This window comes from Mesorhizobium sp. BR115XR7A, assembly GCF_020165315.1.
GTDB lineage: Bacteria > Pseudomonadota > Alphaproteobacteria > Rhizobiales > Rhizobiaceae > Mesorhizobium > Mesorhizobium australicum.
This window is the reverse complement of record NZ_JAIUHW010000013.1, coordinates 124,522-150,645: the sequence shown is the minus strand read 5'-3', so window position 1 is coordinate 150,645 and position 26,124 is coordinate 124,522. Positions and strand designations below refer to the sequence as shown.

Below are 26,124 nucleotides of genomic sequence, written 5' to 3'. Positions count from 1 at the left end.
CGGTATGAATTTTCTGGTGACGGGCGGTGCCGGCTTCATCGGCTCGGCGGTGTGCCGGCATTTGTGCGCCAACCCGGCCTACCGGGTGACCAATCTCGACAAGCTGACCTATGCGGGCAACCTGGCCTCGCTGCGGCCGATCGAGAACGCCCATAATTACAGCTTCGCCCAGGCCGACATCTGTGACGAGAGGGCGGTGCTCGACCTTCTGCGCCGGCACGACATCGACATCGTCATGAACCTGGCCGCCGAGAGCCATGTCGACCGCTCGATCGACGGACCGGGCGCCTTCATCGAGACCAACATCGTCGGCACCTACAAGATCCTCAACGCCGCGCTGGAATACTGGCGTGGCCTGTCCGACGACAGGAAAAGCCGCTTCCGCTTCCATCACGTCTCCACCGACGAGGTGTTCGGCGACCTGCCTTTCGACAGCGGCATGTTCGTCGAGGAGACGCCCTACGCGCCGTCCTCGCCCTATTCCGCCTCGAAGGCGGCCTCGGACCATCTGGTGCGCGCCTGGCACGAGACCTACGGCCTGCCGGTCGTGCTTTCCAACTGTTCAAACAATTACGGCCCCTATCATTTTCCCGAGAAGCTGATCCCGCTCGTCATCCTCAACGCGCTCGACGAAAAGCCGCTGCCGGTCTATGGCGCCGGCGCCAATGTGCGCGACTGGCTGTTCGTCGAGGATCACGCGCGCGCCCTGGAACTCGTCGCCACGAAAGGGCAGCCGGGCGAGAGCTACAATGTCGGCGGCAATTCGGAACGCACCAACCTTGCCGTCGTCGAGACGATCTGCGACCTGCTCGACACCAGGCGTCCGCGCGCCGGCGGCAGGCGCTATCGCGAGCTGATCTCCTTCGTCACCGACCGTCCCGGCCACGACCGCCGCTACGCCATCGACGCCACCAAGATAAGCCGCGAGCTCGGCTGGACGCCCAGGGAGAATTTCGACAGCGGCCTTGCCAGGACCGTGGACTGGTTCCTCGACAACGAATGGTGGTGGGGGCCGATCCGCGAACAGCGCTATGCCGGCGAAAGACTGGGCGAAGCCCGCAAGGTGGGCGCGTGAGGCTGCTTGTCACCGGACGCGACGGCCAGGTCGCGGCAAGCCTGCTCGCGGCCGGCCAGGCGCGCGCGGGCGTGGAGGTCGTCGCCATCGGTCGCCCGGAGCTTGACCTGGCATGGCCCGACACCATCATCGACGCCATCGCGGGTGCCAAGCCTGATATCGTCGTATCCGCTGCCGCCTACACCGCCGTCGACCAGGCCGAGGACGAGCCCGATCTGGCCTTTGCGGTTAACGCGACCGGTGCCGGCAAGGTGGCGGAGGCCGCGGCGAGGCTGGGCGTGCCGGTCATCCATCTTTCGACCGACTATGTCTTCGATGGAACCAAGGCCGATGCCTATATCGAAACCGACCCGACGGCGCCGCTCGGTGTCTACGGCGCCTCCAAGCTAGCCGGCGAGCAGGCGGTGGCATCAGCCAATCCGCGCCACCTGATCCTGCGCACCGCCTGGGTCTACAGTCCGTTTGGCAAGAATTTCGTGAAAACCATGCTGCGGCTCGCCGCCGACCGCGATGAGATTTCGGTGGTATCAGATCAGTGGGGAAATCCCACATCCGCGCTTGATGTCGCCGACGCGATCCTGCATGCGGCCACCATGCTGCATGGCGACAAGAGCTTCGCCGCGTTCGGCACCTGTCATCTGGCCGGCACGGGCGAGACCAACTGGAGCGGCTTTGCCCGTCATATCCTCGACACAAGCCTGAAGTTTGGTGGTCCCTGGGCGCGGGTACGGGATATCACGACGATGGACTACCCAACCAAGGCGCGCCGCCCTGTCAACTCGCGGCTATCGAGCGCGAAATTTGGCGCGGCATTCGGATGGACGGCGCCGGACTGGCAGAAGTCGGCCCGAGAAGTGGTCCATCGTCTCGTAAGCGGGGGCTCCAACGGTCCCTAACTGCATGACCAAGCAGCGGCCGGTGGAGGGTTGTCGCGGCGCAAAGCCGCTTCAGCGGCGGCCACTATCGAGCTGGCGGTAGAGATCGGCATAAGCCTTTCCCATCCTGTCGGCTGTAAAGAGCCTGATGTAGCGATCACGGGCAGCTTGCCCCCAATTCGCTGCTTCGACGGGCGAATCGACGATCTGGTTGATGGCTTCGGCCAGGCGTGCTGGATTTGAAGGCGGAACGACTAGCCCCGTCTCGCCGGCTTTGTTCACATAACTTGTTCCCGTTCCAATTTCGCACGAAATCATCGGTTTGCCGCACATGGCAGCCTCCACCAGTGAAAGCCCGTAGGCTTCCGACCTCTGGTTAGACGGAAAAACGAAGCCGAGGCAGTTGCGCAGCAGAGCCATCTTATGCTGCTCCGTGACCTCGCCGAGAAACATCACATTGTTGCGGCGCAACGTCTTGGCCTGAAGCTTGAGGCTCTCCTCGATAGGCCCCGACCCGGCAATAACGATCTTGCACCTGATCCTGTCGGCTGCCTCAATCAGCACGTCCAGCCCCTTGTAATAGCGCAAGACGCCGACGAATAGCACGAAAGGCTCCGCCACAGCCGCTTGGCACCAGCTGTTGTCGGCTTCGGTCGGCGTGGGATAAGCCGTTTCATCTATGCCGATGGGAATGATCGTCGATTTGCCCCCCAAGGCTCTGAGAACGGGGCTCGATTTCAAATAGTCCGGAGACGTCGCGACGATAGCGTCGACGTCCTTCAGGAAGCGCAGCATCAGCGGTCGATAAAGAGGTAGGATGAGTTTCTGTTTGACGATATCGGAATGGTAGGTGACGACCGTCGGTTTGCCGTGACGGGCGTGAAAATGCACGATGTCCATGAACGGCCATGGAAAATGGTAATGTATCAGGTCGGCATTTTTGGCGAGCGCTCTGAATTCCCAAAAGACCTCGCGTGAAAAACCGGTCGATGCCAGCTCGAAATCCAGTTTGGCCTTGCGGGCCATATGCCCACCGAAAGCCTGTGTGTTCTCTCCAGGGCTTCGGCTCAACGAAAGCACTTCGGTTTCGATGCCGTGGCGCGCCGTGCTTTGCGCGATGGCATGGATCGTCCGCTCCACGCCGCCAAACGTATCCGGCCAGTAGGTCTTGAAGAAGTGCAGGACTTTCAAACGCGGGTCTTCCGTCTTTAGCGTGATCCTCCCACGTGAAGCGTACTGCATTTAGGATGCCGACATGATATTAAACGCACTGCGCTGGCCTAATTAGCCAGCGGGCTGCGAGCGTGGACCGCCCTCTACCTGCGGTCGAAGATCAGCGTTGTGATATCGATGTCTCGAGGGGTTAGACCCATCACATTGCAGGTAAACGCACCGACAGTCTTTGACCGCAGACGAAACCCCATGATCTGCATCAATTCTATGTAGAGGCCGGTGGAATGGTGCCAGAAACTAAAGTCGTCAGATGGATTGTCGGCACGCCCAAGAAACGTGGAGATAGGCGCATCATTGTCGATCATACCTTCGGCGATGATCATGGTCTTGGAGCAACGGCGGGCAATGGACGAAAGCGCACCAAGCATATCGCGTAGATGCACCAGGATCTGGCCAACGATCACCGTATCGAACATTCCGAGTTCGGCGGGGATATCGTACACGTTGCCGTACGCGATCTTGTTTTTCGAGCGAAATTCGCGGTGCGCAAGCCAGCACGAGCGCTTCCATTTTGTCAGGTAGTCATTCGCCCCGGCCACCCAAATTCTCCTCTCTTCAGCCGCATTATGTTTCGGGAAGGGTATACGATCCCAAACGGCTGCCGATTCCGCATCGAATGACACAACTTCCGCGCCGCCTTTCTCTGCCTCAAATGACAGAAATCCGCTGGCGGTCCCAACATCAAGCACTCTTTTACCGTCGAGACTCTCTCCGTTGATGTAGTCATCGAAACGGCCCCGGAGATCCCAGTGGCCACGAACATAGCCGCTCTCGGGCAAATCGTAACTGTGATAAAAGATGCACTCATCTACGCTGTTCACATCGAGAGGACGGGCATATTCAAAACTGGATTGCATTGCGGGTCTCCGATCACGCCGGTTGGGTAGCATGGCGCTAAATGACGGGCAACGTTGGTTAGCACCTAAAGTTGTATTTCACACAGAACCCGCAATCCTGCCTTGGCTCACCGCCAACAAAATCGAAGCCACGCTATCGGAACATAAGTCTTTTCCTTACTTTCCGGGTCAGCGAGAGCGATAAGCGATCTTAAGCGCCATTGGTCAGGGCTTTCCACCAGACCGCATAAGGTTGATACATTCGCCATTTTAGCGGCAGCGATCCGTTATGGCGGCGGACGACATTCATAGCCTCCCTGTAGTGCGCGGAACGAAATTTGTTCGTCTTTGTAGCCCCGTGGTTCCGGTTCACGGCAACAAACTCATCGACAAAAATGAAGTCGCCGAAGGACTGATAGAGTTTCCACCAGAGATCATAGTCCATTGCCATATGCAGCGTCTCATCGAGCCCGCCGACAGCATCCCACGCGCTGCGGCGAACGAGCGTGCCAGGCTGAGAGACTATGCACCGCAGAGCCAAGGCGCGGCGTGCGAACGGTTGAACCCAGACCGGTCGCTGCCGGCCTGTTGCTTCATCCAAGTTCCACACCCGACCATAGGCCGCAGGCGCTTTCGGCTGCCGCTCCAGTGCAGCAACGAGCTTGACGAGGCTACCGCCAAGCAAAAGATCGTCGCTGTTCAACCAACAGACGTACGGTGCGGTCGCTTGCGCCACGCCCTCGTTGATGGCAGCCGATTGGCCTGCGTCGCGGTGAGAACGTGCACCGGCAAGACGAGGGCGCCAGGTCTGGATCACTGCCATCGAATTGTCGGTCGAGCCTCCATCCTGGACGAAGACCTCCAAGGGCAAGTCCTGCTGGAAGATCGACTGCAGGGCCGCACCAAGGAACCTTCCTTGGTTGAACGATGGTACGATCACTGAGACGATCGGCAACCTCATTAGGCAACGCCCAACTTGCGCCTCATATCAGGAATGACGCTGGCGATCCCCTGCTCGAGCTTGATCGAGGCCGTCCATCCCAACTTCGCCAGGCGCGAGACATCGAGAAGTTTGCGAGGTGTGCCGTCGGGTTTGCTGGCGTCGAAGCGAAGGGCGCCGGAGAAGCCGACGATGCGCCCGATCATCTCTGCGAGTTCGCGTATGGTCACATCGGAGCCGGTGCCTACATTATAGAGTCCGCCGGTAACGCCACTTTCGAGCATAAAGATACAGGCATCAGCCATGTCGTCGACGTGCATGAACTCGCGCCGAGGCGACCCGCTGCCCCATACGACCACTTCTGGAGCGCCCGCCCGGTGCGCGTCAAAGGTCTTGCGCAGCAGAGCTGGCAGCACGTGGCTGGTGTCAAGATCATAGTTATCGTTGGGGCCGTAGAGGTTAGTCGGCATCAGCGACACAAATTTGGAACCGTACTGGCTATTATAGGCCTCGCACATTTTGATCCCCGCGATCTTGGCTATGGCATACGGCTCGTTCGTGTATTCAAGCGGTCCGGTCAGTAGATAATCTTCACGGATAGGCTGGGGACAATCTCGGGGATAGATGCAGCTCGATCCCAGGAAGAAGGCTCGGTCGACGCCAGCGCGATAGCAAGCATCGATGACGTTGGCCTCGATCATGAGATTGTTGTAGATAAACTCACCACGATACGTGTTGTTGGCTTGGATTCCCCCTACCTTGGCGGCCGCCATGAACACGAACTGTGGGCGTTCAGCGAACATCAGGTCAGCCACGGCCCGCTTGTCCATCAAATCAAGTTCAGCATGGCTGCGCGTGAAAATATTACTATAACCCCGGTCTGCCAAGCGCCTGACGATGGCCGAGCCCACCATGCCGCGATGCCCGGCGACGAAGATCTTGGCTGAGGTGTTCATCGACTGTGTCATCGGCTTACTCGTGGTAGTCATGGGCGATATAGCCGGCCTGACGCACGATCTGATCGCGAGTCGCGCTGGATAAGTCCTCGCGCACCATTTCCTCGACCAGTTCTTCGAAGGTGATCTTAGGCGTCCATCCCAGCTTCTCCCGAGCCTTGCTCGCGTCGCCGAGCAGGGTATCGACCTCGGCGGGACGGAAGTACCGCTCGTCGACGGCTATCACCATATTGCCATTTTCATCGTAACCGCGCTCCTCCACCCCCTTGCCCTCCCAGCGAATGGGCATGCCCAGATGCCGGGCTGCGATCTCCACGAACTCACGGACACTGTACTGCACACCAGTCGCTATGACGAAATCCTCCGCCTGGTGCTGTTGCAGCATCAGCCATTGCATTTCGACATAGTCCTTTGCGTGACCCCAATCCCGCAGCGAATCGAGATTGCCGAGATAGAGCGTCCTCTGCACCCCGAGTTTGATGCGGGCCAGCGCGCGTGTAATCTTCCTAGTGACGAAAGTTTCGCCGCGCCGCGGGGACTCATGGTTGAACAGGATGCCGTTGCACGCATATATGCCGTAGGCTTCCCGATAGTTCACCGTAATCCAGTAGGCATACAACTTGGCGACGGCATAAGGACTCCGTGGATAGAACGGTGTGCGCTCGGTCTGAGGCGTTTCTTGGACGAGACCGTAAAGCTCCGACGTCGAGGCCTGATAGAACCGGGTTTTGTCCTGCATTCGGAGATTTCGGATAGCCTCCAGTATGCGTAGAGTGCCCAGACCATCCGAATTGGCAGTGTACTCCGGTTGTTCAAATGACACGGCCACATGGCTCTGGGCAGCGAGATTGTAGATCTCGTCGGGCGCCACCGACTCAATAACGCGAACCAGTGAGCTGGCGTCAGTGAGGTCGCCGTGATGCAACATAAACTTGCGGTCAGTAACCTCAGGCCCTTCGTACAGATGATCGATGCGGTCAGTGTTGAACAGTGAGGTCCTGCGCTTGAGCCCATGAACCTCGTAGCCTTTGCTGATTAGAAGTTCGGTGAGGTACGAGCCGTCCTGACCGGTCACACCTGTGATCAAAGCTTTCTTCACTGGGACATTCTCCTTGTTTGATCACTGTTTGTTACGTGATCCAGATCGCGTCGCCACACCGTGTCTAGGAAAAAGCCCTTCCCGGGGGGAAGTCCTCCTATGCGGCGCCGCAGGCGATTGTAGATGCCCGACTGCAGGCGAACCAGCAGCGAGAGCAACTTGCCTCCTCCCGGCATGGTCCGGAGGCCATATTTGCTACGAACCCTGGCGATTTCCTGTCTGCCGATCGTTGCCATCTGTCTTGTCGTCTTGGCGTCCTCGTGGACGCGAAACGCTGCCAAGAACCTATTAACCCGCTTGAAGCGGCCGCGTCGCATGTAACGAACGAACAGGTCATAGTCCATTGCAAAGGCGAAAGACGGGTCAAGATTCCCCGCGTCCTCGAAGAGCGCTCGACGCCAGAAGCAGGTCTCCTGTGGAATAAAATCCCAACGTTCCATCAAATAGTTCGAATGACTCGGCAATATCCAGTGACCGATAACCCGGTCGTTGGCGTCGATGATGCAACGGTGGCTGTAGATGCAGGCGACGTCGGGATTTTCGGTGAAGAACTGCGCGACAAAGGAAAGGGTCCCGGGCAGCAGAACATCGTCGCTATTGAGATAGGCCATCAGGTCGCCTGTTGCATGGTCCAAGCCGGCGGCGACAGCTGCGCTTTGCCCCCCGTCCGGCCTGCTCTCGAAATGCGCAAAGTGATTGCGGTACGGCTCGAGGCGTTCAAGGGTGCCGTCGGTAGAGCCGCCGTCCATGACTATGTACTCGAGGCAGGGATAGCCCTGCTCGAGCACGGACCTGACAGTGCGCTCCACGAAGGCGCCCTGGTTGAATGAAGGCGTGACGATCGAAACGCGCGGCAGAGCAATGCTCGCCGATGAGCCCGCCGCCCCGGCACACGACAGAGCCGTGGTATGCTGCGTGGCCGCCGGGGTCATGTGATGTTCAGGTCGGCGCGCAAGTTGACCATGCCGTAATAGGCGGGAGACACGTTGGCGGACACGCGCAAGAAACCGACATCAGTGCGCCTGTGCAGGAAATGATCCTCGCCTTCCACCCGTTCGCTCACGCCAGCGGAAAAGAAATAGTCGCCCGGCGGCAGAGCCTCAGTCGGGATAGAGAAACACGCGGTTCGCCGAGATCTGGCGGTAACCTTGAAAGTCGACTTGTCGAGAATGAGTGAGTTGGTCGCATATATGACCTGTCCCTCGACGTTTACCATTCGCATCCCAAACACGATCCGGTCCGCGTCGGCATTGAAATCGACTGTGTAGCACCAGCGGAAAGGATCTGGTGGATTGACACTTTCTACCCGCTCGCCCCCGGGGGTCTCAATCCAGGTTTCGACAACAGTGGCCTTGCGGTTGCCGTAATCATTAAACCTTTCGATGGTAGACTTGAGTGTCTGGTCGCCCGTCGTCAACAGACGGTTGCTGATGTCCAAATCGTGCTCGTATGCAGCAATGACTTCCGGAGGGCGTCCCGCCAGGCGCACCACACCCTCCTTGAGGTAGTACGCCCTGCTGCAGATTCGCCGCACCGTCTCAAGGGAATGGGACACAAACAGCAACGTCCCGCCGCGTTCTATGTACTGCTCGATACGCGCGTAGCACTTGCGCTGGAACAGCGCATCGCCCACAGCCAGGGCCTCATCAACGATCAGGATCTCCGGCTCGAGACACGCGGAGACGGCAAAAGCCAGGCGCATGATCATGCCGGAAGAATAGTTCTTGACGGGTTGCTCGATGAAATCGCCTATTTCGGCGAAGGCCGCTATTTCGGCGAAACGAGCTTCGATCTCCTGCCTGGAGAAGCCCAGGATGGCGCCGTTGAGGAAGACGTTCTCGCGACCAGTGAAATCAGGATTGAAACCGCTGCCAAGCTGCAACAGGGCGGCGATTTTGCCGCGGACGGTGACGGTGCCAGATGTGGGCGCCATCGTGCCGGTGATGATCTGTAGCAAAGTGCTCTTGCCAGCACCGTTGCGCCCTATGATTCCTACCGCCTCGCCGCGGCTAATCTGCATCGAAACACCCTGTAGGGCCCAGAACTCTTTGTGATACTGCCGGCGGTGCCTGGTCAAAGTCTCCATCAGCCGGTCCTGCGGACGGTCGTAATAACGGTGGCATTTTCCAATGTTGCGAATATCCACCAGCACGTCTGACACACCTACAGAATTCATCACAACACGTCCGAGAAGCCGGACCGCGTCTTCTGGAACCAGGCGTAACCGAGGGAGAACGTCACCAAAGCGCTCGTAAAGTAGAGGGCGTATGAACCACCGTCAGGGAACACACCCTGCACGAGTGTCGCCCGCAGTGTCTCAACCACATAAGTGAGTGGGTTGATGATCATGAATGCGCGCATGGGTTCTGGGACGGAGGTGGCGGGGTAGAAAATGGGAGCCAGGAACATTAACCCCATGCTCAAGAAGCCTACGATTTGACCGACGTCCCGCAGGTAGACGGTTGTGGAGGAGAGGAACCAGCCGGCACCCAGGGCTATCAGGCAAAGAGGCAGCAGGATGAAGGGGATGGATATGGCCGAGACGGGAATGCTGCCATGAGTGGCCCACCAGATTGCCAGCAAAATCGCAAGGCTGATTACAGCGTGAAAGGCCGCTGAGCCGAGTGCAACTATGGGAAGTATCTCAAGCGGAAATACAACCTGTTTGACGTAGCTCGGATTGGTGAGGATCAGAGACGGCGCCCGGGTAATGCACTCCGCAAAAAGTTGATGCAGTATGAGTCCGGCGAACAGGATTAGCGAGAAGTCGAACGTCGTCTCCTGATGCAGGCCCCAGCGAGCTTTGAACACTACGCCAAACACGAATGTGTACATCGCCAGCAGGAGAAGCGGATTGATGAAGGACCACAATAGGCCCACGATCGAGCCGCGATAGCGGCCGCTAACTTCGCGCCAGATCAACTGTCGGACTAGATAGCCATGCCGGATAGCAGACTGGATTGCTGACACCGGCGTTGCCTGAAAGCTCTGCATATCGTTCCTGTCGTTTGAGAAGCACGTTATCGCGCTGTCTGCTGATCGCTACCGGGTTAGAGCAGGCGAAGCTTCATTGGTGTCACGCGCCTGAAAGGATGGTTTCAAAGCGTAGCGTCCCGAGTTGCGCTGGCAGTTTGCAGGCTGGCGATCTGGGCTTCCACCATTTGCCGCACGAGTTCCTCGAACGAAGTGCGCGGCCGCCAGTTGAGCTCGGCGCGGGCGCGTGACGAATCGGCGATGGTGCGCCTGGAATCGACCGCGCGCACCAAATCAGGCGCGACAGCGACATGGGTCTTCCAGTCGAGACCGACCAGTGCGAAGGCCACCTCGCAGAACTCTCGGATTGAATGGCTCTCGCCTGTGCCGATCACATAGTCGCGCGGCTCGGATTGTTGCAGCATAAGCCACATAGCCTCCACATAGTCGCCGGCGAATCCGAAATCTCGGTGCACATCCATGTTGCCAAGATAAAGCATTCCATTTTTGACAATGGGCGATCCGCGTTCGTCGACGGCCTCCGAGGTATGGATTCCCAAGCGCAGACAAGCTGCGGCATAGGCGATCTTCTGCGAGACGAAGCCGAGCGGCCTTCTTGGGCTCTCGTGATTGAACAGAATGCCGCTGCACACGTAGAGTCCATAGTGCTGTCTATAGGCCCCGGTCATCTGGTGAGCATAGAGCTTGGCAATGCCATAAGGCGTCTGCGGCATCGGCACCGTGCTTTCAGATTGCGGGTATTCAGTGGCGTCGCCGAATATCTCAGAGGAGGTCGCTTGGAACACGCGGCATTCTGGCAACCGCTGACGTATGCGATCGAACAGATGGTGGGGCATGAGGGCATTTACCAGACCGGATTCGAGCGGCTTATCCCAAGACATCTGTGGCCGCGATAGCGAGCACAGATTATAAATCTCGTCGGGTCGGGCTGCATCAATGATGTCGTCCAGAAGGTGATGATCAGACAGATCGCCCTCATATACCGCGGCCGCATCAGGCAAATCGAGCCCGCGACGGCTATGGCCGTGAACCGCGTAGCCTTTGCTAGCCAGCAGCTTGGCCAGATACCAGCCATCCTGGCCAGAACAACCGGTGACCAGCGCTCTCCGCATCAGACTTCGATCCTTTCCTGCTGACGGGCAGCAGAAGAAAGGCTCTCGCTCGCGGGTTCTCCGGTCTTTGCTTTCGGCATTTGGGCAATGTCCTCGAGCCACGGGCGCAGTTTGTTCAGGGCCACACTCCAAGCATACTTTGATTCGACCAGAGCGCGACCATTGAGAGCAAGCTGAGCCGCCTGCTGCTCATCCCGGAGGAGGGTGACAATGTGGCAGGCAAGTCCGGCATCGTCGTCAGCGATTTTGACATGAACGTCAGCTTCGATGTCCAGTCCTTCGACCGCAATGCTCGTGCAAACGCTCGGTATGCCGGCTGACAGAGCTTCGAGTACCTTATACTTGGTACCGCTACCCGTTGTCAGGGGTGCGCACATGGCCTGCGCGTTGCGCAGATAAGCCCGCACGCTTTCCACCGCGCCGGTTACGAAGACCCGCGTGCCGTCGGAACGAGCAATTAGCTCGGGCCGAGGGTTTTGTCCGACGAGCCAAGCCTGCGCATTGGGTAATTCCTTCCAAACCAGCGGCATGACTCTGTCGATGAGGCGCATAGCAGCCAAGTGATTTGGTTCATAGCCCATGCTGGCGACGAAAGTAATGGCGGGGAGTTCTGTCGGCACGCGTTTTTCGAATGCGAAATAGCCGGTATCGACCCCATTTTGAACCACCGCCACGCGCCGCGCATCCAGGCCATAGCGCTCAATGAAGATAGATCGGTCAAGCTCACTGACGGCCAGCACACCGTCATAGAGCGCGAGATTACGCCGCTCGAAGTTCCGCGCGCGCTTAGCTTCTACGTTGCCGGTGAGTCGCCGATGGCCAGTGGCCGCCATCGCTAACCGCTCCATCCGTACCGATTCCACGTCGTAGCTCGCCATGATGGTGCGCGTCTCGCCCAAATCCTTCTCTAGCAACAAAGCAATGCCGTTTGATTGCGGGCTGACGACCAAGAATCTCGGACGGTGCACAAGCAGGAAGCGGCGAACGAAATTGACAACGTAGGCTTGCGACAACTGGAGTTGGGAGTTCGCGTCGAAATGGTACCGAGGAGTTCGCGCCGTCAAGCTGAGCCTGTTTAAGGCGCGGCTCAAGGTGAATGCGTGCGAGCGCAGGCCTTTGATCATGGTCAAGTCCGGTAACTCGGTCCCTTCTTTGATCAGCGAAAAATCAAAATATTTGTCTAGCGCCGGCCGGAGAACGTCGCCGACACTTTGGTTTGCTTGGGGAGACGTTGCGGCGAAGCTGAGTGCGCTATGCTTCTGCAACTCCTCGATAATGTGGAAGTCTCGGATCTCACCGCCGGAGAACCCCGGATAACGCGGCAGGAAATGAGAGCAAAACAGAATCGAGCCCAGGGGCGCCGACGGATCAGTTGCCGGCACTTGCTTGTGATAGGCAAGATCGGGCTGGGCCAGCCTAGGCTTGTGAAGCTTGTGTGTTGTGGCTGCCTTGGGAGCTTTGAGGGCCAGCCGCTGCGCCAATTTTTCCACATTGACGTAGCGGGTCGCCGCGAGCAGTGCCACGCCTGCCGCTACGGTCTTGAACTTCCAGCCCCGAGGACGGCCGCCCCAGGCCCGGTTTAAGAAGGCGACCGTGAAGGATCTTAGAGTTGACTTGAATCCCGGGTCCCTCCAGCGCGGCCACCAGGCCCGGCTGAACCGGTAGAGTTCCACCAAAAACTTGTTCCAATCGCTGGTCTTGGCAGCACTGTGAATGCGGTATAACGACAGCGTTTTCTCAACTTTCATGGTCTTGCCGCTGGAGACCATACGGAAGAATAGCTCAAAGTCGAAGATGAAATGGTAGCTTTCGTTGAGAGGCCCGACGCGGTCCAGCAAGCTCTTGGTGAAGAAGGTCGAAGGCTGCGGGATGCTGTGCACATAGGACCAGTAGGCAGGCACCCGCTCGCGCGGCTGGACGACGCCATAATATAGCGCGGTCTTGTACTCCCCGTGATCCATGATCTTGGGATTGTCCTCCTCGTCCACGTAGAGGGCATTGCCGACCACCAAAGACAGATCGGGATTGGCCGCGAATAGCTGGCCAATGGTGCGGAGCGTATTCACGGCATACATGTCGTCGCTGGCGAGCCAGGTCAGCACTTCTCCCGTCGCGCGAGCGAGCCCCTTATTGATGGCGTGGGCGGGGCCACGATCCTTTTCCGATTTCCAATGGGCGATGTTCTTGTTGTAGCGCTTGAGAATATCAACCGATCCGTCGGTCGAACCACCGTCCATGACAATGACTTCGAGCTTTGGGTAGTTCTGAGCGAAAATACTGGCGAGCGTCCGTTCTAAAAACTCTGCCTGATTGAACGAAGGAATAACAACAGATATCCGCGGCCATTGTCGGATCGGAACTGCCACCGGCACAACCATTTTTGTCCGGGCAACCTGTACATATGTGCCGTCGCCCGCATCGCCCTGTACGGGAAATCCATCTCGCGAGTCTGCCCTTGATTGTAGATCCTCGGCGCGCATCTGCTCGTGCAGCCGCCATATTTGTTGCAGGGTACCTTCGCTCAATTCCTCCCGCATACCAGGCTGCAGTAAGGATTCGAGGAAATAGAGAACACCCCCGACAGTGAAAGGTTTGCCACTATGCTTGCCGGTCATGGCGATGATCTCGGCCGCCCGTAGCATTCCCCCGCTGGCCGTCTTGGTTTCTTCGTATTCGCGACTGATCGACAGAAACTCGTTGATCGCTAAAGCTGGGTAGCGTTCCGCAATCCGGATCAGAATATCCCAGTCCATGCTGAAACGCAGGGCTGGATCTAGCCCGCCTACTGCCTTCCACGCTTCCCGAGAGAAAAACACCGAAGGCTGCAGGATGTAGTCTAGGCCTTCTTTGAGCGCCCGACGATTGAGGGCAATATGGTGCCGAGTGAATGGCGTTTTGGTTCCCGTGCGTTCGTCCAGCCGCAGCCCGTTGCCGATATAAAGGCCATACTTTGGATGGCGCTCCACACCGTCAGCCACCATATGCAGGGTATCAGGCATGTAGAGGTCGTCTGAATTCAGCCAGGCGACAACGTCGCCGGTTGCCCGCGCAACACCCGCGTTGATGGCGGCTGACTGGCCGCCGTCGGGTTGGCTCTGCCAGTAGTTGATCTGCGCCTCAAATTCGCGGATGACAGACACGCTCTCGTCAGTCGAGCCGCCATCCATGACAATAAGCTCAAGATTATTGTACTTCTGCCCGACGATACTTTCTAGGCACTCCCCTAGGAACCGACCCTGATTGTAACTGGGAACGATGATACTGATACGCGGCAGGATCATATGCCTCCCCCTCGGAACAGCCGCACCAAAGGTGACTTTCGAAGGGCCTTCAGTTCGGACTTGAGCCTGTGGACCTCCTGCGCGGCTTGAGAGATTCTGCCTTCCAGTTCGTCCCTTAACTTTTGGGCATCGTCCAGGCGACCCGACAAGACCTCTGCGTTACTTCGCGCTTCGTCTTTTTCGCGTTCAAGTTCAGCGGCTGCGGCGGTCTGCAAGGCATTGCTCTCACGCATCTCGGCGTTCAGATGCTCCAGGCGGGTGATCTTCTCGTATAGGTCGAACTGGCTGGTTAGATTGCCGAGGTTCGTCAAAGCGGCTGTGACGCCTTCTACCTTGGTGGTGAGATCGGCAATCCCGTGCATCATGGTCGCACGGGATGCCACCACCTCGCCTTGTAGTTCCTGCCTCAGTGCAGCTAGATCAAGTCGTAGGAGGTCAATGTCCGGGGCACCTGGGGACGTCAGTCGTTTCTCCACTGCTTCCTGCAATTGTGCGATCCTTGATTGCAGCATATCTCCCAACTCGGCAAACTCCCGCCGCAACGGCGCAACGTCCTGGTCTGGACCGCCATTGGCGAGCGAGTGAGACGCTGCGGATGCGGCTTGGCGCCTTCGCGATAAGTGGTATTCCGCGGCCAATTGCCTCTGCCTCTGCCAATATCGGTACGGACGCAAGGAAAGCCCTTGTCTCTGAGCCTCAAGTTCCAAGGCCTTCTGTCGGTTGCGTTCGGGCAGAACCTGAGCATGGGGAATAGAACCGGCGTCATGCATGTCGTATAGTTCGGGATAGCCTAAGTCCGCAAGCACTTCGCGACCTAGATAGGCACACAGCAGGCGAGTGTCTTCCACGCTCAGCGTCTCGAGATAGCGGCCCACCGAATTGGGATGAACGCTATGGGTTTGGACGATCTTCATGTCGCCGAAGGCACTACCCTGGAGTTGTTTCAATCCGCCCCTGATGTCGCTGTCGAGATCGATGACTTCGAGACCCAGATGGCCGAAGACACCCGACATAACGGAAGCAGGATCTCTCACCAGTTCCTCATAACGAACTAGGTGAACATCGTTTTCGCGCGCAAAGTCGATGAGCCGGCGGAAGCCAAGAGCGAAATCGAATAGAATGGGATGGTCGATCCCGTCTCTCAACGCGGCCAAAACGTCGTTAGCCCAAGTGGATTTGTACGATGCTGCCACGTCCAGTGGATTGCGGATCATCCAGAAGTAGCGCGCTTCCGGCATGGCCTTGCGGATGAAATCGAGGCAATGATGATACCGGGGTGTCTTGTCAACGAGCCACAGCGCTGGGCTTTCCACAAGCATCCGCCGATAGATGTTCATTGCGATCTCGCCTCGCAGGCGCATATCAGCGAGGTAAGGCTCGGTGGCGTTGCGAATCAGTTCCATGTCTGCCGCATGTGGCGCTGGGACCAGGCCCAGTGAGGCTACGGCCAGCATTGTCCAGGGCTCTGAGGGGCAGTGGATTTGCGGATGCTGGTTCAGCAGAGCCGAAAACAGCGTCGTTCCGGACCGAGGTATTCCCAAGAGGTAAGCGACTTGCATGTGCGCTACCTAGATCAATTGGCAAGCAGGAGTTCCGCCAGATAGGCGCCGTCCTGCCCGGTAATGCCGGTAATCAAGGCTTTCTTTGTCATCGATGCTCTCGGTTGTGTCTGATAGTTGCTCGCCAAGCACAGCGAGCCAACCGGTTGTCAGCTGCGACCGTATATGTCGTCGAAGCGCACGATGTCATCCTCGCCGAGATAATCGCCGCTTTGTACTTCAATGATCACCAGGTCGATTCTTCCCGGGTTTTCCAGCCGATGTTTGTGGCCGCAAGGGATGTAGGTCGATTCATTGGTCGCCAGAAACAGCTCCTGGTCGCCATTGACTATTTTCGCGGAGCCGCTGACCACGACCCAATGCTCGGAACGATGGTAGTGCATTTGCAGGCTCAAACGTCTACCAGGCTTCACCTCGATGCGTTTGATCTTGAAGCGCTCGCCTTCCTCCAGAACCGTATAGGTACCCCACGGGCGGTGCACCGTGCTGTGAAGCAGGTGCGCTTCATGTCCAGAAGCCTTGAGGTCGTCAAACAGCTTCTTGACGTCCTGAACACGGTCGCGGGATGCGACAAGCAACGCATCCGGGGAATCCACGATCACCAGGTCGCTGACGCCGACCGTGCCGATGACGCGCTTATCGGAGCTCACATAGCTACCGGTTGTGTCGATCATGTGAACATCGCCGCGTATCCTGTTCCCGCTTGCATCGGGAGCGATCAGGTCGGCCATTGCGTTCCACGACCCGATGTCGTTCCAATCCATGTCGCAGGGAACCACGGCAAGATTGTTTGTCTTCTCCATGACCGCGTGATCAAGCGAGACTCGCGGGGCGGAGCCAAAGTGCTCGGGCGCGAGTTCGATCTTGGCAAAGCCTTCGCCTTGGCTGAAGTGGCCGTTCTCATAGCTGTCGGAGACAGCCTGGATCACCGCGGGACAATGCAAAGCCATTTCGTCGAGCATGGTTTGTGCGCTGAAGCAGAAGATGCCGCCGTTCCAGAAGAAGCGCTTGGATGCGACATAGGCCTTGGCCGTCTCGAGATCAGGTTTTTCAACGAAACGGACGACTTTCTCACCATCCGCTTCGATATAACCGAATGCAGTGTCCGGTCTGGTCGGGCTGATGCCCAATGTGGCGATCCGCCCCAGCTGCGCGTGTTCGATGGCCCGGCCCATCACGGCCAGAAAAGCAGGCAGGTTGCCAATCATGTGATCCGCCGGGAAGACACACAGAATCACCTCAGGACCCTGCGTTGCCTTGGCATGGATAGCGGCCGCCGCCACCGCGGCGGCCGTATCGCGGCCTTCCGGTTCGAGCAGAAATGTGCGCGGCAACATCACGGAATCCAGTTCGTCGAAATCGTCTTTCGTCAGGAACAGGTGTTCTCCGGACGTTACCACGACGAGTTCCACGACATGCTCTATCGAAGCTGCGCGCAACACTGTGTGCTGAATAAGAGAATGTCCGTCAGCCACTTTGAGGAAAGGTTTGGGGTGCGATTGCCTCGAGGCGGGCCATAGTCGCGATCCGGCTCCACCGCTGATGATGACGGGAACCACTTTCATTACGCGACCTCTGCTTCGTTTGTGGATGTGATTGCCCGCGCTCTTTCGAGCGTCAGCGCCACGATCGCTGTCGCTCTGCTTGGGTCCATAGCCTCTGAATAACAGCGAAGCTCCGGCGCGTTGCCGGACGGCCGCAGATGGATGATCTCGCCGGTTTCCATTTTTGTCCTTAGCCCGTCAGTCTCGTCGACGTCGGCAACGGTCCCGAACGGCGCCAGAAATCGCTGCAGTGCATCCCGGTCCGCAAGCCGGCGCATCAAGCTGCGGGAACTCTCCACCGGAAAATTTTCGAGACGTTCGCTTGCGCAGGCGGGAAGATTCCACAGTTCGCGCAAACGCGACAGGGATTTTCCTGTCGACGCGACCATACCGAGGACGGCGAGGATGGGGAGCAGGGAATCTCGTGTCGGCAATGCCGTCAACGTTTTTCCGTGAAGTGAACAGTCCGACCCCAGGAGAACGCCACCATTGGCCTCGAAGCCAATGACGATTTTTTCGGGATGACAGGAGGCTTCCATGGCTTCGACGACAAATGGAGATCCCACCTTTGTTCTCAGAACCGTAAAACCGAAGGCTTCCGAAATGCCTGAATTGGAGGTCACCGGCGTCACTATGATATCAGCCCGCAAGAACAAGGCCGTGGCGAGGCCGATCAGGTCGCCACGAAACAGATCGCCATTCTCGTCGGCGATAAGTGGTCGATCGGCATCGGCGTCGGCCGACACGATGGCGTCGAGCTTGAATTCTCGAGCCCAACCCTTGAACTTTGCAATTGTGGTCGGGTCAACGGCTTCGGTGTCGACAGGTACGAAGGTATCGGATTTCCCGACAGGTATCACATGGGCGCCAAAAGATTGGAGAACCTTCACGAGAAGGTCCGCCGCGACCGAACTGTGCTGATAGACGCCGAGCCTCATGCCTGAAAGGGATCCAGGCTCCAGGATGTCGTCAGCGCGCGCGCGATAGGCGGTAATCGCCTGGTCATGATGTCCTGGCAAAGCCGTTCCTATTGCCGGCGGGGCGTTATAAGCGTCTGACCTTTCCGCGGCATAGCGTGCTATAGCGGCTTCATCGGCCTTGCTGATCTCACCCTGCGGGTTATAGAATTTGATGCCATTGCGGTCAGCGGGTATATGCGAACCGGTCACCATAAGCGCCGCTGCGCCATGCTGCCGAGCATACAACGCCAAAGCTGGTGTTGGAATGGCACCGCAATCGATCGGTTGAAATCCACCAACCACCAAGGCAGCCATGCAGTTGGCTGCAATGGTCGGGCTACTATCGCGCAAGTCGCGACCTATGAACACCTTGGCCTTCGGCTGGAGCCCGCCTGCTGCTAGGCGCCAAGCGAAGGCTTCAGTATAAAGTCCACTCGGTTTGCCGACCAGTTCCGAAGCCAAGCCTCGAAGGCCACTCGATCCAAATTTCATTACTTCACTTTGGCTAGTGTGGGGGAAGGCCGTCATATTGCAGTGCGCCCATCTGTCAACCGGAAATCGTTTGGCCAGCCGTCCAGTGTTCCTCGGGCTCTCCAAATAGTGCGTCGGTAATGGCTTGGGCGAGACTTCGTGAGTAGTTGACCAGAAAGGCGGCGTCAAATCCGCCGAAATTTCCAATCTTTCGGCCGGTCTTGTGATCCACCTGAGTCGCGCGACAGTGTTTATAAGCGGAAGCTACTTTTCCAGTCGCTGTTACATGATATCTTCATCAACGCGCTCGTTCATGAGACGCCGGTGAAAAAATCCCTGGCGATGGCTTCAAGTCCACGCTATGCGATAAAGGCGGCGGGGGCCGAGAAATTTGCGCTAACATAGGTGGCCGGTGGCGAATGGTATTCGACCTGGCGCGGCATTGGTGTTGAAGTTCTCACGTCCGGAGTTCAGTACTGCCCAATGGTATCCTATATAGAAGCTGTGTTCGGGCTCAGGCCTCAGATGCGGCGCGCCTTCATCATGGTCCAGGACGTGGTCATGGTCCTGGTCGCCGTGGCGCTCAGCCTCGTCCTGTCGCGGTCGGATCTTTCCTTTGGGGCGCTCTCCACGGAGGGCCTTGTCACCTGGGCCGGCATCGTGGTCATCAGCCATCTGCTGTTCAGATATTGCGGCCTCTACACCACGGTCTGGCGCTTCGCTTCGACGCCTGATTTCTTCAACATCCTGAAGAGCTGCGCGATACTGACATTCGTCCTCTACGCCGTTTCGCTGTTCGTGCGTTCCTTTCAGCCTGTCGCGGGGCTCAACGAGCGCCAGTTCATCGTCTTCCTGCTCGTCTCCTTCACCGTCATCTCGGCGCCCCGGCTGTTCTACCGCTTCCTGCGTGACGGCGCGAGCTGGGGTGTCCTCAGCGGCAAAGCCGACACGGCGCGCACCAAGCAGGCCCTGTTCGTCGGGCGGCTCGGCGAGGCCGACCTGATCATTCGTTTCACGCGCACGGCGCAACCCCCCGATCATACCATAGCCGGCATCATGGCCACCGAGCATGGCGCGCCGCTCGGCACGCGCATTCAAGGGGTCCCGGTGGTGGCGACCCGGCCGCGCCTAATCGATGTCCTGGAGGACTATGCGAGCGGCACCAAAAGCCTCGATCTGCTGATCTTCGGCAGCGGCGCCGAGCATGAGATCGAGGAATACTCGGAGCTGGTCCGTGTCGCGCGTCACGCCGACATAGCGGTCGTGCAGTTCGCAGGCCTTTCGCAGCTGGGCCAGGAGGGAAAGCTCGTTCTCGATGCCGTCGAGATGGAAACGATCCTGCGCCGCCCGACTGTGCCATCCGACATCGAGCGCATCGGCGCCTTCGTCGGCGGCAAGCGCGTCCTGGTCACGGGAGGCGCCGGCTCCATCGGGCGAATGCTGGTCAAGCGGTCGCTGGAGCTTGGAGCCGAGGCCGTGCTGGTCGCCGACAATTCCGAATTCGGCATCTTCCAGTTGAGCCAGTATATCGACGAGAAGCATCATGATCGCCTCAAGGTCCGCATCGTCGATGTCGCGGACCGGCGCCAGATGACGCGCGTCGTCACGGAATTCAAACCTGACATCATCTTCCATGCAGCGGCGTTGAAGCATGTTCCGCTGCTGGAGGAGAATTGGGAATCGGCCATCCAGACCAACGTCTTCGGCACGCTTGTCTGCGCCGAGGTCGCGGCCAAATGCGGAGTGGCGCAATTCGTAATGGTCTCGAGCGACAAGGCCGTCGATCCGACCTCCGTGCTCGGCATGACCAAGCGGGCCGCCGAACAGATCGTCAGCGCCCTGCACGGCACGCCGGCCGGCGAACCGGGCGGGCGTCGCGCCTCCACCAAGTTCATCGCCGTGCGCTTCGGCAACGTCTTCGGCAGCAATGGCTCGGTGGCGACCATATTCCAGGCGCAGATCGAGGCCGGCGGGCCGGTCACCATAACCGACCGGCGCATGACGCGCTATTTCATGACTGTCGCCGAAGCCGTCGATCTCGTCATCATGTCGGCGGCCGATGCCGCCTCGCGGCCGGCCGGCCAGGATTACGCCGTCTACATGCTCGACATGGGCAAGCCCGTGCCGATCGTCGAAGTGGCCGAAACGATGATCCGCATGGCGGGAAAAAGCCCCTATACGGACATTCCAATCCGCTTCACAGGCATCCGCCCGGGCGAAAAGCTCCACGAGACCCTGCACGGCGAGGACGAGGAACTGGTGGAACTCAGCATTGCCAAGATCTTCGGCCTGAGCACCGATGTCGCGCAGTGGTCGGATGTCCAGACAGCACTTGCGGCGCTTCAGCAGGAGATGAAGAGCCAGAACAAGGCAGCTTCGCTTGCCGCGCTTGCCGGTCTTGACCGCGCCAAGAAGGCGAGGGGGGCCACGCCTCAAGAGGTGATCCCGAAAACGGCTGGGCAGGCGACTTAGGCTGTGCAGAAAATAATCTTGAGTGCTTGATCTGGTCGGCGCCAATGCATCGTGGCAGGCGCGGATCTCCCGGCTGGGTCGCCTGTTCAAGGGCCAGTTCGCGGACTGGACCGATCTCAATCTTGCCGGCCTTGCCGTCAATCGCGATCTCCTTACGAAGGATGCGGTGGCGTGCCTCGACCTGTTCGCGAACGGTCGGCGAGGTTCCCTTTTCCAACGCCTGGGCGCCCTGCGCAAAAGCGGCGTCTATCGACAGACTTTTGCCGGCACCCTTGGACTCTATCTCGCCTTTGTCCTGGGTCGTATCTGAAATCGAGGACCGCGCGGCGCGCTTGGTTGGGAAGGCGACCTCGTGCTACGCCGGCCGGATTGACGGGCATCGCTGGCGGTTATCGCGTAGAGCCCTGGCACGGAGCCCTATCGGCCACATGAAGACAGCCAAGAAAATCTTCGATCTCGCCGGTGCGGCTGTGCTGCTGGTGGCAACCTCTCCCATTCTATTGCTGGCCATTGTCGCCGTCCGGGTATCCTCGCCCGGTCCGGTGATTTTTTCACAAACGCGGATTGGCCGCGAAGGTGTGCTTTTTCGCTGCCACAAGTTGCGGACGATGTACCAGGGAACGCCATCCTTGCCCTCGCATGAAACCCCGGTGAGCGCCGTGACATCGGTTGGAAGGGGCTTGCGGAAATTCAAGCTCGACGAGTTGCCGCAGCTGTGGAATGTCCTGCGCGGCGAAATGAGCCTGGTCGGGCCGCGTCCTTGCCTGCCGACCCAGACGGAACTGATCGAATGCCGCAGGCGGCTGGGCGTTTTGCAGGCTTTGCCCGGGATGACAGGCTTGGCCCAGATCAGGGGCATCGACATGTCGAACCCGCAACTTCTGGCCGAAACCGATGCCACCTATCTCAGGAGCGCGTCGTTCTGGCTCGACCTTCGGATCCTGTTTGGAACACTTTATCGCGGCTGAGCAGCCCCGCTCCAGAAGCGGAACCGGTCTTTGGGCCGGGATCAAACAGGACGTCGGGGGTTTCGGAGCCGCGCTATCTCGGTCAGCCGCTCCAGCGTGCTGGGTTCCGGCGCCCAGCCTTCCGAGACAAGCAGCGACGGGTCGCATATTTGCGTCGCCGTCAGGCTGTCCCAGAACATCCGCTTGCCAAGCAGTGTGGCGGCTGTCCGCATCGGTCCAGCCGGCACGGTCATCAGGCGCGTCGGCCTCCGCAAGCCGCGGCGAAAGGCACCGATGACGGCAGCGACGGACACCGGCGGCTCGTCGCTGGCGAGATAGATCGGACGAAGTGGCTCGGAATGGCAAAGCAGATGCCACACCGCCCGTGCCGCGGATTGCGATGATAGCAGCGAACGGTTCGCCGTCAATGCGCCCGTTGGCATCGGCAGAGCCGTATCGGCGAGCCGCATCAGCGTCGCCAGGTTTCCTTTCATCCCGATCCCGTAGACTGGAGGCAGCCGCAATATGGCCGCGTCGGCACGGCCATGCGAGGCATAGGCGCCCAACACGGCGATTTCTGCTTCACGTTTCGAGCGCCCGTAGGCGTCTTGTGGGTCGGGGATCGTGTTTTCGTCGATGGTTGCGCTGGCACGCGCGCCGATCACGGCCCGGATCGAGGAAAGATGAATGAACCGTCCGCTTGCCTGCGTGGCGGCGGCATGCGCCAGACGTGCGCTCAATTGCGCATTGGCTGCCCGAAAATCAGCTTCGGCGGCATTGCCCTGATCATTGTTCAGACCCGCGCAATGGACGACATCCGTAACATCCCTGGTCAGCGCCAGGAAAGCCTCGGCAGGTGCATCGTACCCCGGCATCTGCATCGTGTCGGGCCCGGCATCAAGTCTCTCCGGCTGACGGGAGGCAAGGCGAAGTTCGACACCGGCCTCACGAAGCCGATGGACCACCTGGCGGCCGATGAAACCCGTCGCGCCCGTAACCAGGACTTTCATTGTCTTGCCAGGACCGGCTATCGGGCGGCTGGCGGAGGTGCCAGGTCTGATGGAATGGCTTCCGTCACCAGTGGAACGGTTTGGCTTTTCGGTGGTGACGTCGCCTGGGCTCCCACCACTGGTGGAAGGGCTTGCCTTTCCACCAACGCGGCCTGGCGGCCACAGGCAAGATATGTTCCCGACACCAGGAAGACCATAAAGACCGAGTCAAGAATGTCATGGCCGATCAGGATGCCCGTCATGCCGGCAGTCAGGTAGGTGATCACGACGGCGACGATCATGGTGGCGCCGAACCGTTCGATCGGATCGGTGCTGTCACGGAGGACCAGGGCTGCATTTCTGACGGCAGCCACAAAGATCGCCGCCAGCGTCACCGCACCCAAGATTCCCGCTTGTACCAAGGCGGTCAGGAAGCCGTTGTGGAAATGACTGAAACCTGCATCCATCCCGAACTGATCCTGAAAGCCCTGCTTGATCAAGAGCCGGGTGGCACCCACCCCATGTCCAAACAATGGCATCTCATGAAATGCCTTCAGGCCGATATCCCAAAGCGCGACGCGTAGTCCCAAAGCAGTCGTGTGGTCACCATGGGCCGCCAGCGCATCCCAGTCGGAGTGCAGAAATGCGACGCGACTCGCTATCGTCTGGAACCCGAAAAACGCGATAGCGACCGCAATCGCGGCCAGCAGCAAAAGCACGCGAACGGCATCTCTCCCTCTTAGCTTCTGCTGGTTGATCAACAGAACGGCGACACCGACAATCAGCAGTGCCAGCCAGACGATGCGCGTACCGGAGTAGATGATGGCGATCGTTCCGCCGAGTGCGGCGCAGGCGAGGGCGATCCTGTATTTCTCTATACCGGATAGGGCAGCGGCCACGCAGATCACCACCGCAAGGCAGAGGACCTCAGCAAAAACGATCGCATTCCCCGCCCCACCCTCGGCGCGCATACCAAGTCGATATTGCTGATAAACCGCCAGCAGCAGCGCTCCGAAACAAGCCGCCATGCTGGCCAACACAATGATGCGGACGAGCGTTGTTTTTTGCGTAGTGCTCCAGGTCGAATAGGAAATGGGAAAAAACAGAAAGGTGATCAGCGGGACGAGATGCCGTGCGTCCTTGACGATCGCGTGGTTGACGATGGACGCCAGGACATTGCTTGCGCAATAGGCGTAGATCGCGATCGTCAGCGCCATCATCGCCCGGTCGACATTGAAGTGCCTTCTCTTCAAGGCGATTAACAGGACGGACCATAGTCCGCCGCCATTGAACACGAAGCTGACCGCCGATCCCAGGACCGGGGGAGAAAAGAAGCAGAGAATGGAGAAGTAGACATTGATCCGCGAAGGCGTGATTTGCTGTCTTATGAATGAAAGCCGGTTCAATTTTCGGACCCGCTATTCTCGAGAAAATTTATGCGGCACATCGTGTTCGGTGAAACCCAACATGCTCACCTCGAAATTGCCCATTGATAATGCATCTTGCCCTTCTAAGCGTATAGCGGCTGGGCCGCTGTTTCGATAGTACGCCGTGATCGATTGCCGCTGAAACTCCCGGTCGGCACCGGTTGACCCTGCAGCATCCCCGGCCTTCTCACAGGCAATATTTTTCCAGCCTTTTCACGGCTGGAAGCTCTCCAAGCAGAAATTTCCGGGTTTTGTCGCAACCGTGGAAAATTCATTCCCGAACGAATGGCTGTCGGGCTCGTCTTGCATTGTTCTGGGCCGCGACGATCTGCTAGAACGCCCGCACGAAACACTTGTCCAGAAGCGAAGCTTTGAACCGGGCGCAAAAGGCTCGATGATTTGACGCAGGATCTTCTGTTGCAAGGCATGAGAGAACGCTCACGGTCCATGATACCAGCGCTTACGCATCTGCAGCGGCTTGAAGCCGAGTCCATTCACATATTCCGCGAGGTCGCGGCAGCCTTCACCAAGCCGGTCATGCTCTATTCCGTCGGCAAGGATTCGTCGGTGCTGATGCATCTGGCGATGAAGGCGTTCTATCCGGCCAAGCCGCCATTCCCGTTTCTTCACGTCGACACCACCTGGAAATTTCGCGAGATGATCGCATTTCGCGATCAGATGGCGAAGAAGCTGGGTTTCGATCTTCTGGTTCATGTCAACGAAGATGGCGTGCGCGACAACATCAATCCGTTCGATCACGGCTCGAACACCCACACTCATGTGATGAAAACCGTGGCGCTGCGCCAGGCGCTCGACAAATACGGCTTCGACGCTGCCTTTGGCGGCGCCCGCCGCGACGAGGAAAAGTCGCGAGCCAAGGAGCGCATCTTCTCTTTCCGCAACGCCCAGCATGTGTGGGATCCGAAGAACCAGCGGCCCGAAATGTGGAAGATCTTCAACACACGTATCGCGCAGGGTGAATCGATCCGCGTCTTCCCGCTGTCGAACTGGACCGAGCTCGACATCTGGCAGTACATTCTGCAGGAAAACATCCCGATCGTGCCGCTCTATTTCGCCAAGCGGCGGCCGGTTGTCGAACGCGATGGCATGCTGATCCTCAAGGATGATGATCGCATGAAGCTACTGCCCGGCGAGGTCGTGGAGGACAGGTTGGTGCGATTCCGTACGCTCGGCTGCTATCCGCTGACCGGCGCCATCGAATCCGACGCCGACACACTTGAAGCCATCGTTGGCGAGATGCTGACGGCACGCACCTCCGAACGGCAGGGTCGGTTGATCGACCGCGATGAAGCCGGTTCGATGGAAAAGAAGAAGCGCGAGGGGTACTTCTGACC

At 58.7% G+C, this 26,124-nt stretch carries 21 protein-coding genes; 6 read left to right on the top strand and 15 right to left on the bottom strand.

Going from position 1 to position 26,124, the window contains the following annotated elements:
- Positions 1 to 4 precede the first annotated feature (4 nt).
- Positions 5 to 1,075: a dTDP-glucose 4,6-dehydratase gene (gene rfbB / locus LB557_RS25380; RefSeq protein WP_140717770.1), complete on the top strand. Its 1,071-nt coding sequence runs from the start codon at positions 5 to 7 to the stop codon at positions 1,073 to 1,075.
- Positions 1,072 to 1,971 carry a dTDP-4-dehydrorhamnose reductase gene (rfbD, locus tag LB557_RS25375; RefSeq protein ID WP_224643568.1) on the top strand — a complete coding sequence of 300 codons (900 nt, stop codon included), beginning with the start codon at positions 1,072 to 1,074 and terminating at the stop codon, positions 1,969 to 1,971. Before rfbB ends, rfbD begins: the two co-directional genes overlap by 4 nt.
- Before the next feature lie 51 nt (positions 1,972 to 2,022).
- Here rfbD and LB557_RS25370 read toward each other — a convergent pair whose 3' ends face one another.
- The 13 genes from LB557_RS25370 to LB557_RS25310 all read right to left on the bottom strand — a co-directional run bounded on the left by LB557_RS25370 (position 2,023) and on the right by LB557_RS25310 (position 18,955).
- Positions 2,023 to 3,141 (bottom strand): glycosyltransferase, encoded by a 1,119-nt coding sequence (locus tag LB557_RS25370; RefSeq protein WP_224643567.1) that lies wholly within the window; start codon positions 3,139 to 3,141, stop codon positions 2,023 to 2,025.
- 125 nt (positions 3,142 to 3,266) lie between these two features.
- On the bottom strand, positions 3,267 to 4,040 hold the full coding sequence (locus LB557_RS25365; RefSeq protein ID WP_224643566.1) for a class I SAM-dependent methyltransferase: 774 nt from the start codon (positions 4,038 to 4,040) through the stop codon (positions 3,267 to 3,269).
- A gap of 190 nt (positions 4,041 to 4,230) precedes the next feature.
- The gene (locus LB557_RS25360; protein ID WP_224643565.1) at positions 4,231 to 4,980 is read right to left on the bottom strand and encodes a glycosyltransferase family 2 protein; all 750 of its coding nucleotides are present in this window, start codon (positions 4,978 to 4,980) and stop codon (positions 4,231 to 4,233) included.
- Complete coding sequence (locus LB557_RS25355) at positions 4,980 to 5,915, bottom strand: GDP-L-fucose synthase family protein (protein ID WP_224643564.1); 936 nt, start codon at positions 5,913 to 5,915, stop codon at positions 4,980 to 4,982. Before LB557_RS25355 ends, LB557_RS25360 begins: the two co-directional genes overlap by 1 nt.
- Positions 5,916 to 5,931: 16 nt before the next feature.
- On the bottom strand, positions 5,932 to 7,014 hold the full coding sequence (gmd, locus tag LB557_RS25350; protein WP_224643563.1) for a GDP-mannose 4,6-dehydratase: 1,083 nt from the start codon (positions 7,012 to 7,014) through the stop codon (positions 5,932 to 5,934).
- Positions 7,011 to 7,946, bottom strand: coding sequence for a glycosyltransferase family 2 protein (locus tag LB557_RS25345; RefSeq protein WP_224643562.1), 936 nt, complete (start codon positions 7,944 to 7,946; stop codon positions 7,011 to 7,013). The genes gmd and LB557_RS25345 overlap by 4 nt, the downstream gene beginning before the upstream one ends.
- Entirely contained in the window at positions 7,943 to 9,190 is a 1,248-nt protein-coding gene (locus LB557_RS25340; protein ID WP_224643561.1) for an ABC transporter ATP-binding protein, read from the bottom strand. Before LB557_RS25340 ends, LB557_RS25345 begins: the two co-directional genes overlap by 4 nt.
- Positions 9,190 to 10,008: an ABC transporter permease gene (locus LB557_RS25335; RefSeq protein ID WP_224643560.1), complete on the bottom strand. Its 819-nt coding sequence runs from the start codon at positions 10,006 to 10,008 to the stop codon at positions 9,190 to 9,192. Before LB557_RS25335 ends, LB557_RS25340 begins: the two co-directional genes overlap by 1 nt.
- 104 nt (positions 10,009 to 10,112) lie before the next feature.
- Positions 10,113 to 11,120, bottom strand: a complete 1,008-nt coding sequence (locus LB557_RS25330) for a GDP-mannose 4,6-dehydratase (RefSeq protein WP_224643559.1) — start codon at positions 11,118 to 11,120, stop codon at positions 10,113 to 10,115.
- Entirely contained in the window at positions 11,120 to 14,401 is a 3,282-nt protein-coding gene (locus LB557_RS25325; RefSeq protein WP_224643558.1) for a glycosyltransferase, read from the bottom strand. Before LB557_RS25325 ends, LB557_RS25330 begins: the two co-directional genes overlap by 1 nt.
- Positions 14,398 to 15,960, bottom strand: a complete 1,563-nt coding sequence (locus tag LB557_RS25320) for a sulfotransferase family protein (RefSeq protein ID WP_224643557.1) — start codon at positions 15,958 to 15,960, stop codon at positions 14,398 to 14,400. Before LB557_RS25320 ends, LB557_RS25325 begins: the two co-directional genes overlap by 4 nt.
- A 149-nt stretch (positions 15,961 to 16,109) precedes the next feature.
- Positions 16,110 to 17,525, bottom strand: a complete 1,416-nt coding sequence (locus tag LB557_RS25315) for a mannose-1-phosphate guanylyltransferase/mannose-6-phosphate isomerase (RefSeq protein ID WP_224643556.1) — start codon at positions 17,523 to 17,525, stop codon at positions 16,110 to 16,112.
- Positions 17,525 to 18,955, bottom strand: a complete 1,431-nt coding sequence (locus LB557_RS25310; protein WP_224643555.1) for a phosphomannomutase — start codon at positions 18,953 to 18,955, stop codon at positions 17,525 to 17,527. The genes LB557_RS25315 and LB557_RS25310 overlap by 1 nt, the downstream gene beginning before the upstream one ends.
- A 462-nt stretch (positions 18,956 to 19,417) precedes the next feature.
- Between LB557_RS25310 and LB557_RS25305 the strand changes: the two genes are divergently transcribed.
- From LB557_RS25305 to LB557_RS25295, 3 genes are all read left to right on the top strand, one after another.
- On the top strand, positions 19,418 to 21,406 hold the full coding sequence (locus tag LB557_RS25305) for a UDP-N-acetylglucosamine 4,6-dehydratase (protein WP_041163495.1): 1,989 nt from the start codon (positions 19,418 to 19,420) through the stop codon (positions 21,404 to 21,406).
- 22 nt (positions 21,407 to 21,428) lie between these two features.
- Positions 21,429 to 21,716 carry a hypothetical protein gene (locus LB557_RS25300; RefSeq protein WP_023771497.1) on the top strand — a complete coding sequence of 96 codons (288 nt, stop codon included), beginning with the start codon at positions 21,429 to 21,431 and terminating at the stop codon, positions 21,714 to 21,716.
- 118 nt (positions 21,717 to 21,834) lie between these two features.
- A complete protein-coding gene (locus LB557_RS25295; protein ID WP_015318705.1) occupies positions 21,835 to 22,374 on the top strand; it encodes a sugar transferase in 540 nt (179 codons plus the stop codon).
- 41 nt (positions 22,375 to 22,415) lie between these two features.
- Here LB557_RS25295 and LB557_RS25290 read toward each other — a convergent pair whose 3' ends face one another.
- Both LB557_RS25290 and LB557_RS25285 read right to left on the bottom strand, forming a co-directional pair.
- Positions 22,416 to 23,363 (bottom strand): NAD-dependent epimerase/dehydratase family protein, encoded by a 948-nt coding sequence (locus LB557_RS25290; protein ID WP_015318704.1) that lies wholly within the window; start codon positions 23,361 to 23,363, stop codon positions 22,416 to 22,418.
- Positions 23,364 to 23,380: 17 nt separating this feature from the next.
- The gene (locus LB557_RS25285; protein ID WP_224644330.1) at positions 23,381 to 24,748 is read right to left on the bottom strand and encodes an O-antigen ligase family protein; all 1,368 of its coding nucleotides are present in this window, start codon (positions 24,746 to 24,748) and stop codon (positions 23,381 to 23,383) included.
- Between the two features lie 468 nt (positions 24,749 to 25,216).
- Between LB557_RS25285 and cysD the strand changes: the two genes are divergently transcribed.
- Positions 25,217 to 26,122, top strand: coding sequence for a sulfate adenylyltransferase subunit CysD (gene cysD / locus LB557_RS25280; RefSeq protein WP_015318702.1), 906 nt, complete (start codon positions 25,217 to 25,219; stop codon positions 26,120 to 26,122).
- The last annotated feature ends 2 nt before the right edge of the window (positions 26,123 to 26,124 follow it).

Excerpts from the sequence above, each read along its gene's own strand:
- LB557_RS25335 (WP_224643560.1), bottom strand. The coding sequence starts at position 10,008 with ATGCAGAGCTTTCAGGCAACGCCGGTGTCAGCAATCCAGTCTGCTATC.
- LB557_RS25365 (WP_224643566.1), bottom strand. The coding sequence starts at position 4,040 with ATGCAATCCAGTTTTGAATATGCCCGTCCTCTCGATGTGAACAGCGTA.
- LB557_RS25355 (WP_224643564.1), bottom strand. The coding sequence starts at position 5,915 with ATGAACACCTCAGCCAAGATCTTCGTCGCCGGGCATCGCGGCATGGTG.
- LB557_RS25290 (WP_015318704.1), bottom strand. The coding sequence starts at position 23,363 with ATGAAAGTCCTGGTTACGGGCGCGACGGGTTTCATCGGCCGCCAGGTG.
- cysD (WP_015318702.1), top strand. The coding sequence starts at position 25,217 with ATGATACCAGCGCTTACGCATCTGCAGCGGCTTGAAGCCGAGTCCATT.
- LB557_RS25330 (WP_224643559.1), bottom strand. The coding sequence starts at position 11,120 with ATGCGGAGAGCGCTGGTCACCGGTTGTTCTGGCCAGGATGGCTGGTAT.
- LB557_RS25315 (WP_224643556.1), bottom strand. The coding sequence starts at position 17,525 with ATGAAAGTGGTTCCCGTCATCATCAGCGGTGGAGCCGGATCGCGACTA.
- LB557_RS25345 (WP_224643562.1), bottom strand. The coding sequence starts at position 7,946 with ATGACCCCGGCGGCCACGCAGCATACCACGGCTCTGTCGTGTGCCGGG.
- LB557_RS25295 (WP_015318705.1), top strand. The coding sequence starts at position 21,835 with ATGAAGACAGCCAAGAAAATCTTCGATCTCGCCGGTGCGGCTGTGCTG.
- LB557_RS25325 (WP_224643558.1), bottom strand. The coding sequence starts at position 14,401 with ATGATCCTGCCGCGTATCAGTATCATCGTTCCCAGTTACAATCAGGGT.
- rfbB (WP_140717770.1), top strand. The coding sequence starts at position 5 with ATGAATTTTCTGGTGACGGGCGGTGCCGGCTTCATCGGCTCGGCGGTG.
- LB557_RS25320 (WP_224643557.1), bottom strand. The coding sequence starts at position 15,960 with ATGCAAGTCGCTTACCTCTTGGGAATACCTCGGTCCGGAACGACGCTG.
- LB557_RS25360 (WP_224643565.1), bottom strand. The coding sequence starts at position 4,980 with ATGAGGTTGCCGATCGTCTCAGTGATCGTACCATCGTTCAACCAAGGA.
- LB557_RS25310 (WP_224643555.1), bottom strand. The coding sequence starts at position 18,955 with ATGAAATTTGGATCGAGTGGCCTTCGAGGCTTGGCTTCGGAACTGGTC.
- LB557_RS25305 (WP_041163495.1), top strand. The coding sequence starts at position 19,418 with ATGGTATCCTATATAGAAGCTGTGTTCGGGCTCAGGCCTCAGATGCGG.
- LB557_RS25340 (WP_224643561.1), bottom strand. The coding sequence starts at position 9,190 with ATGAATTCTGTAGGTGTGTCAGACGTGCTGGTGGATATTCGCAACATT.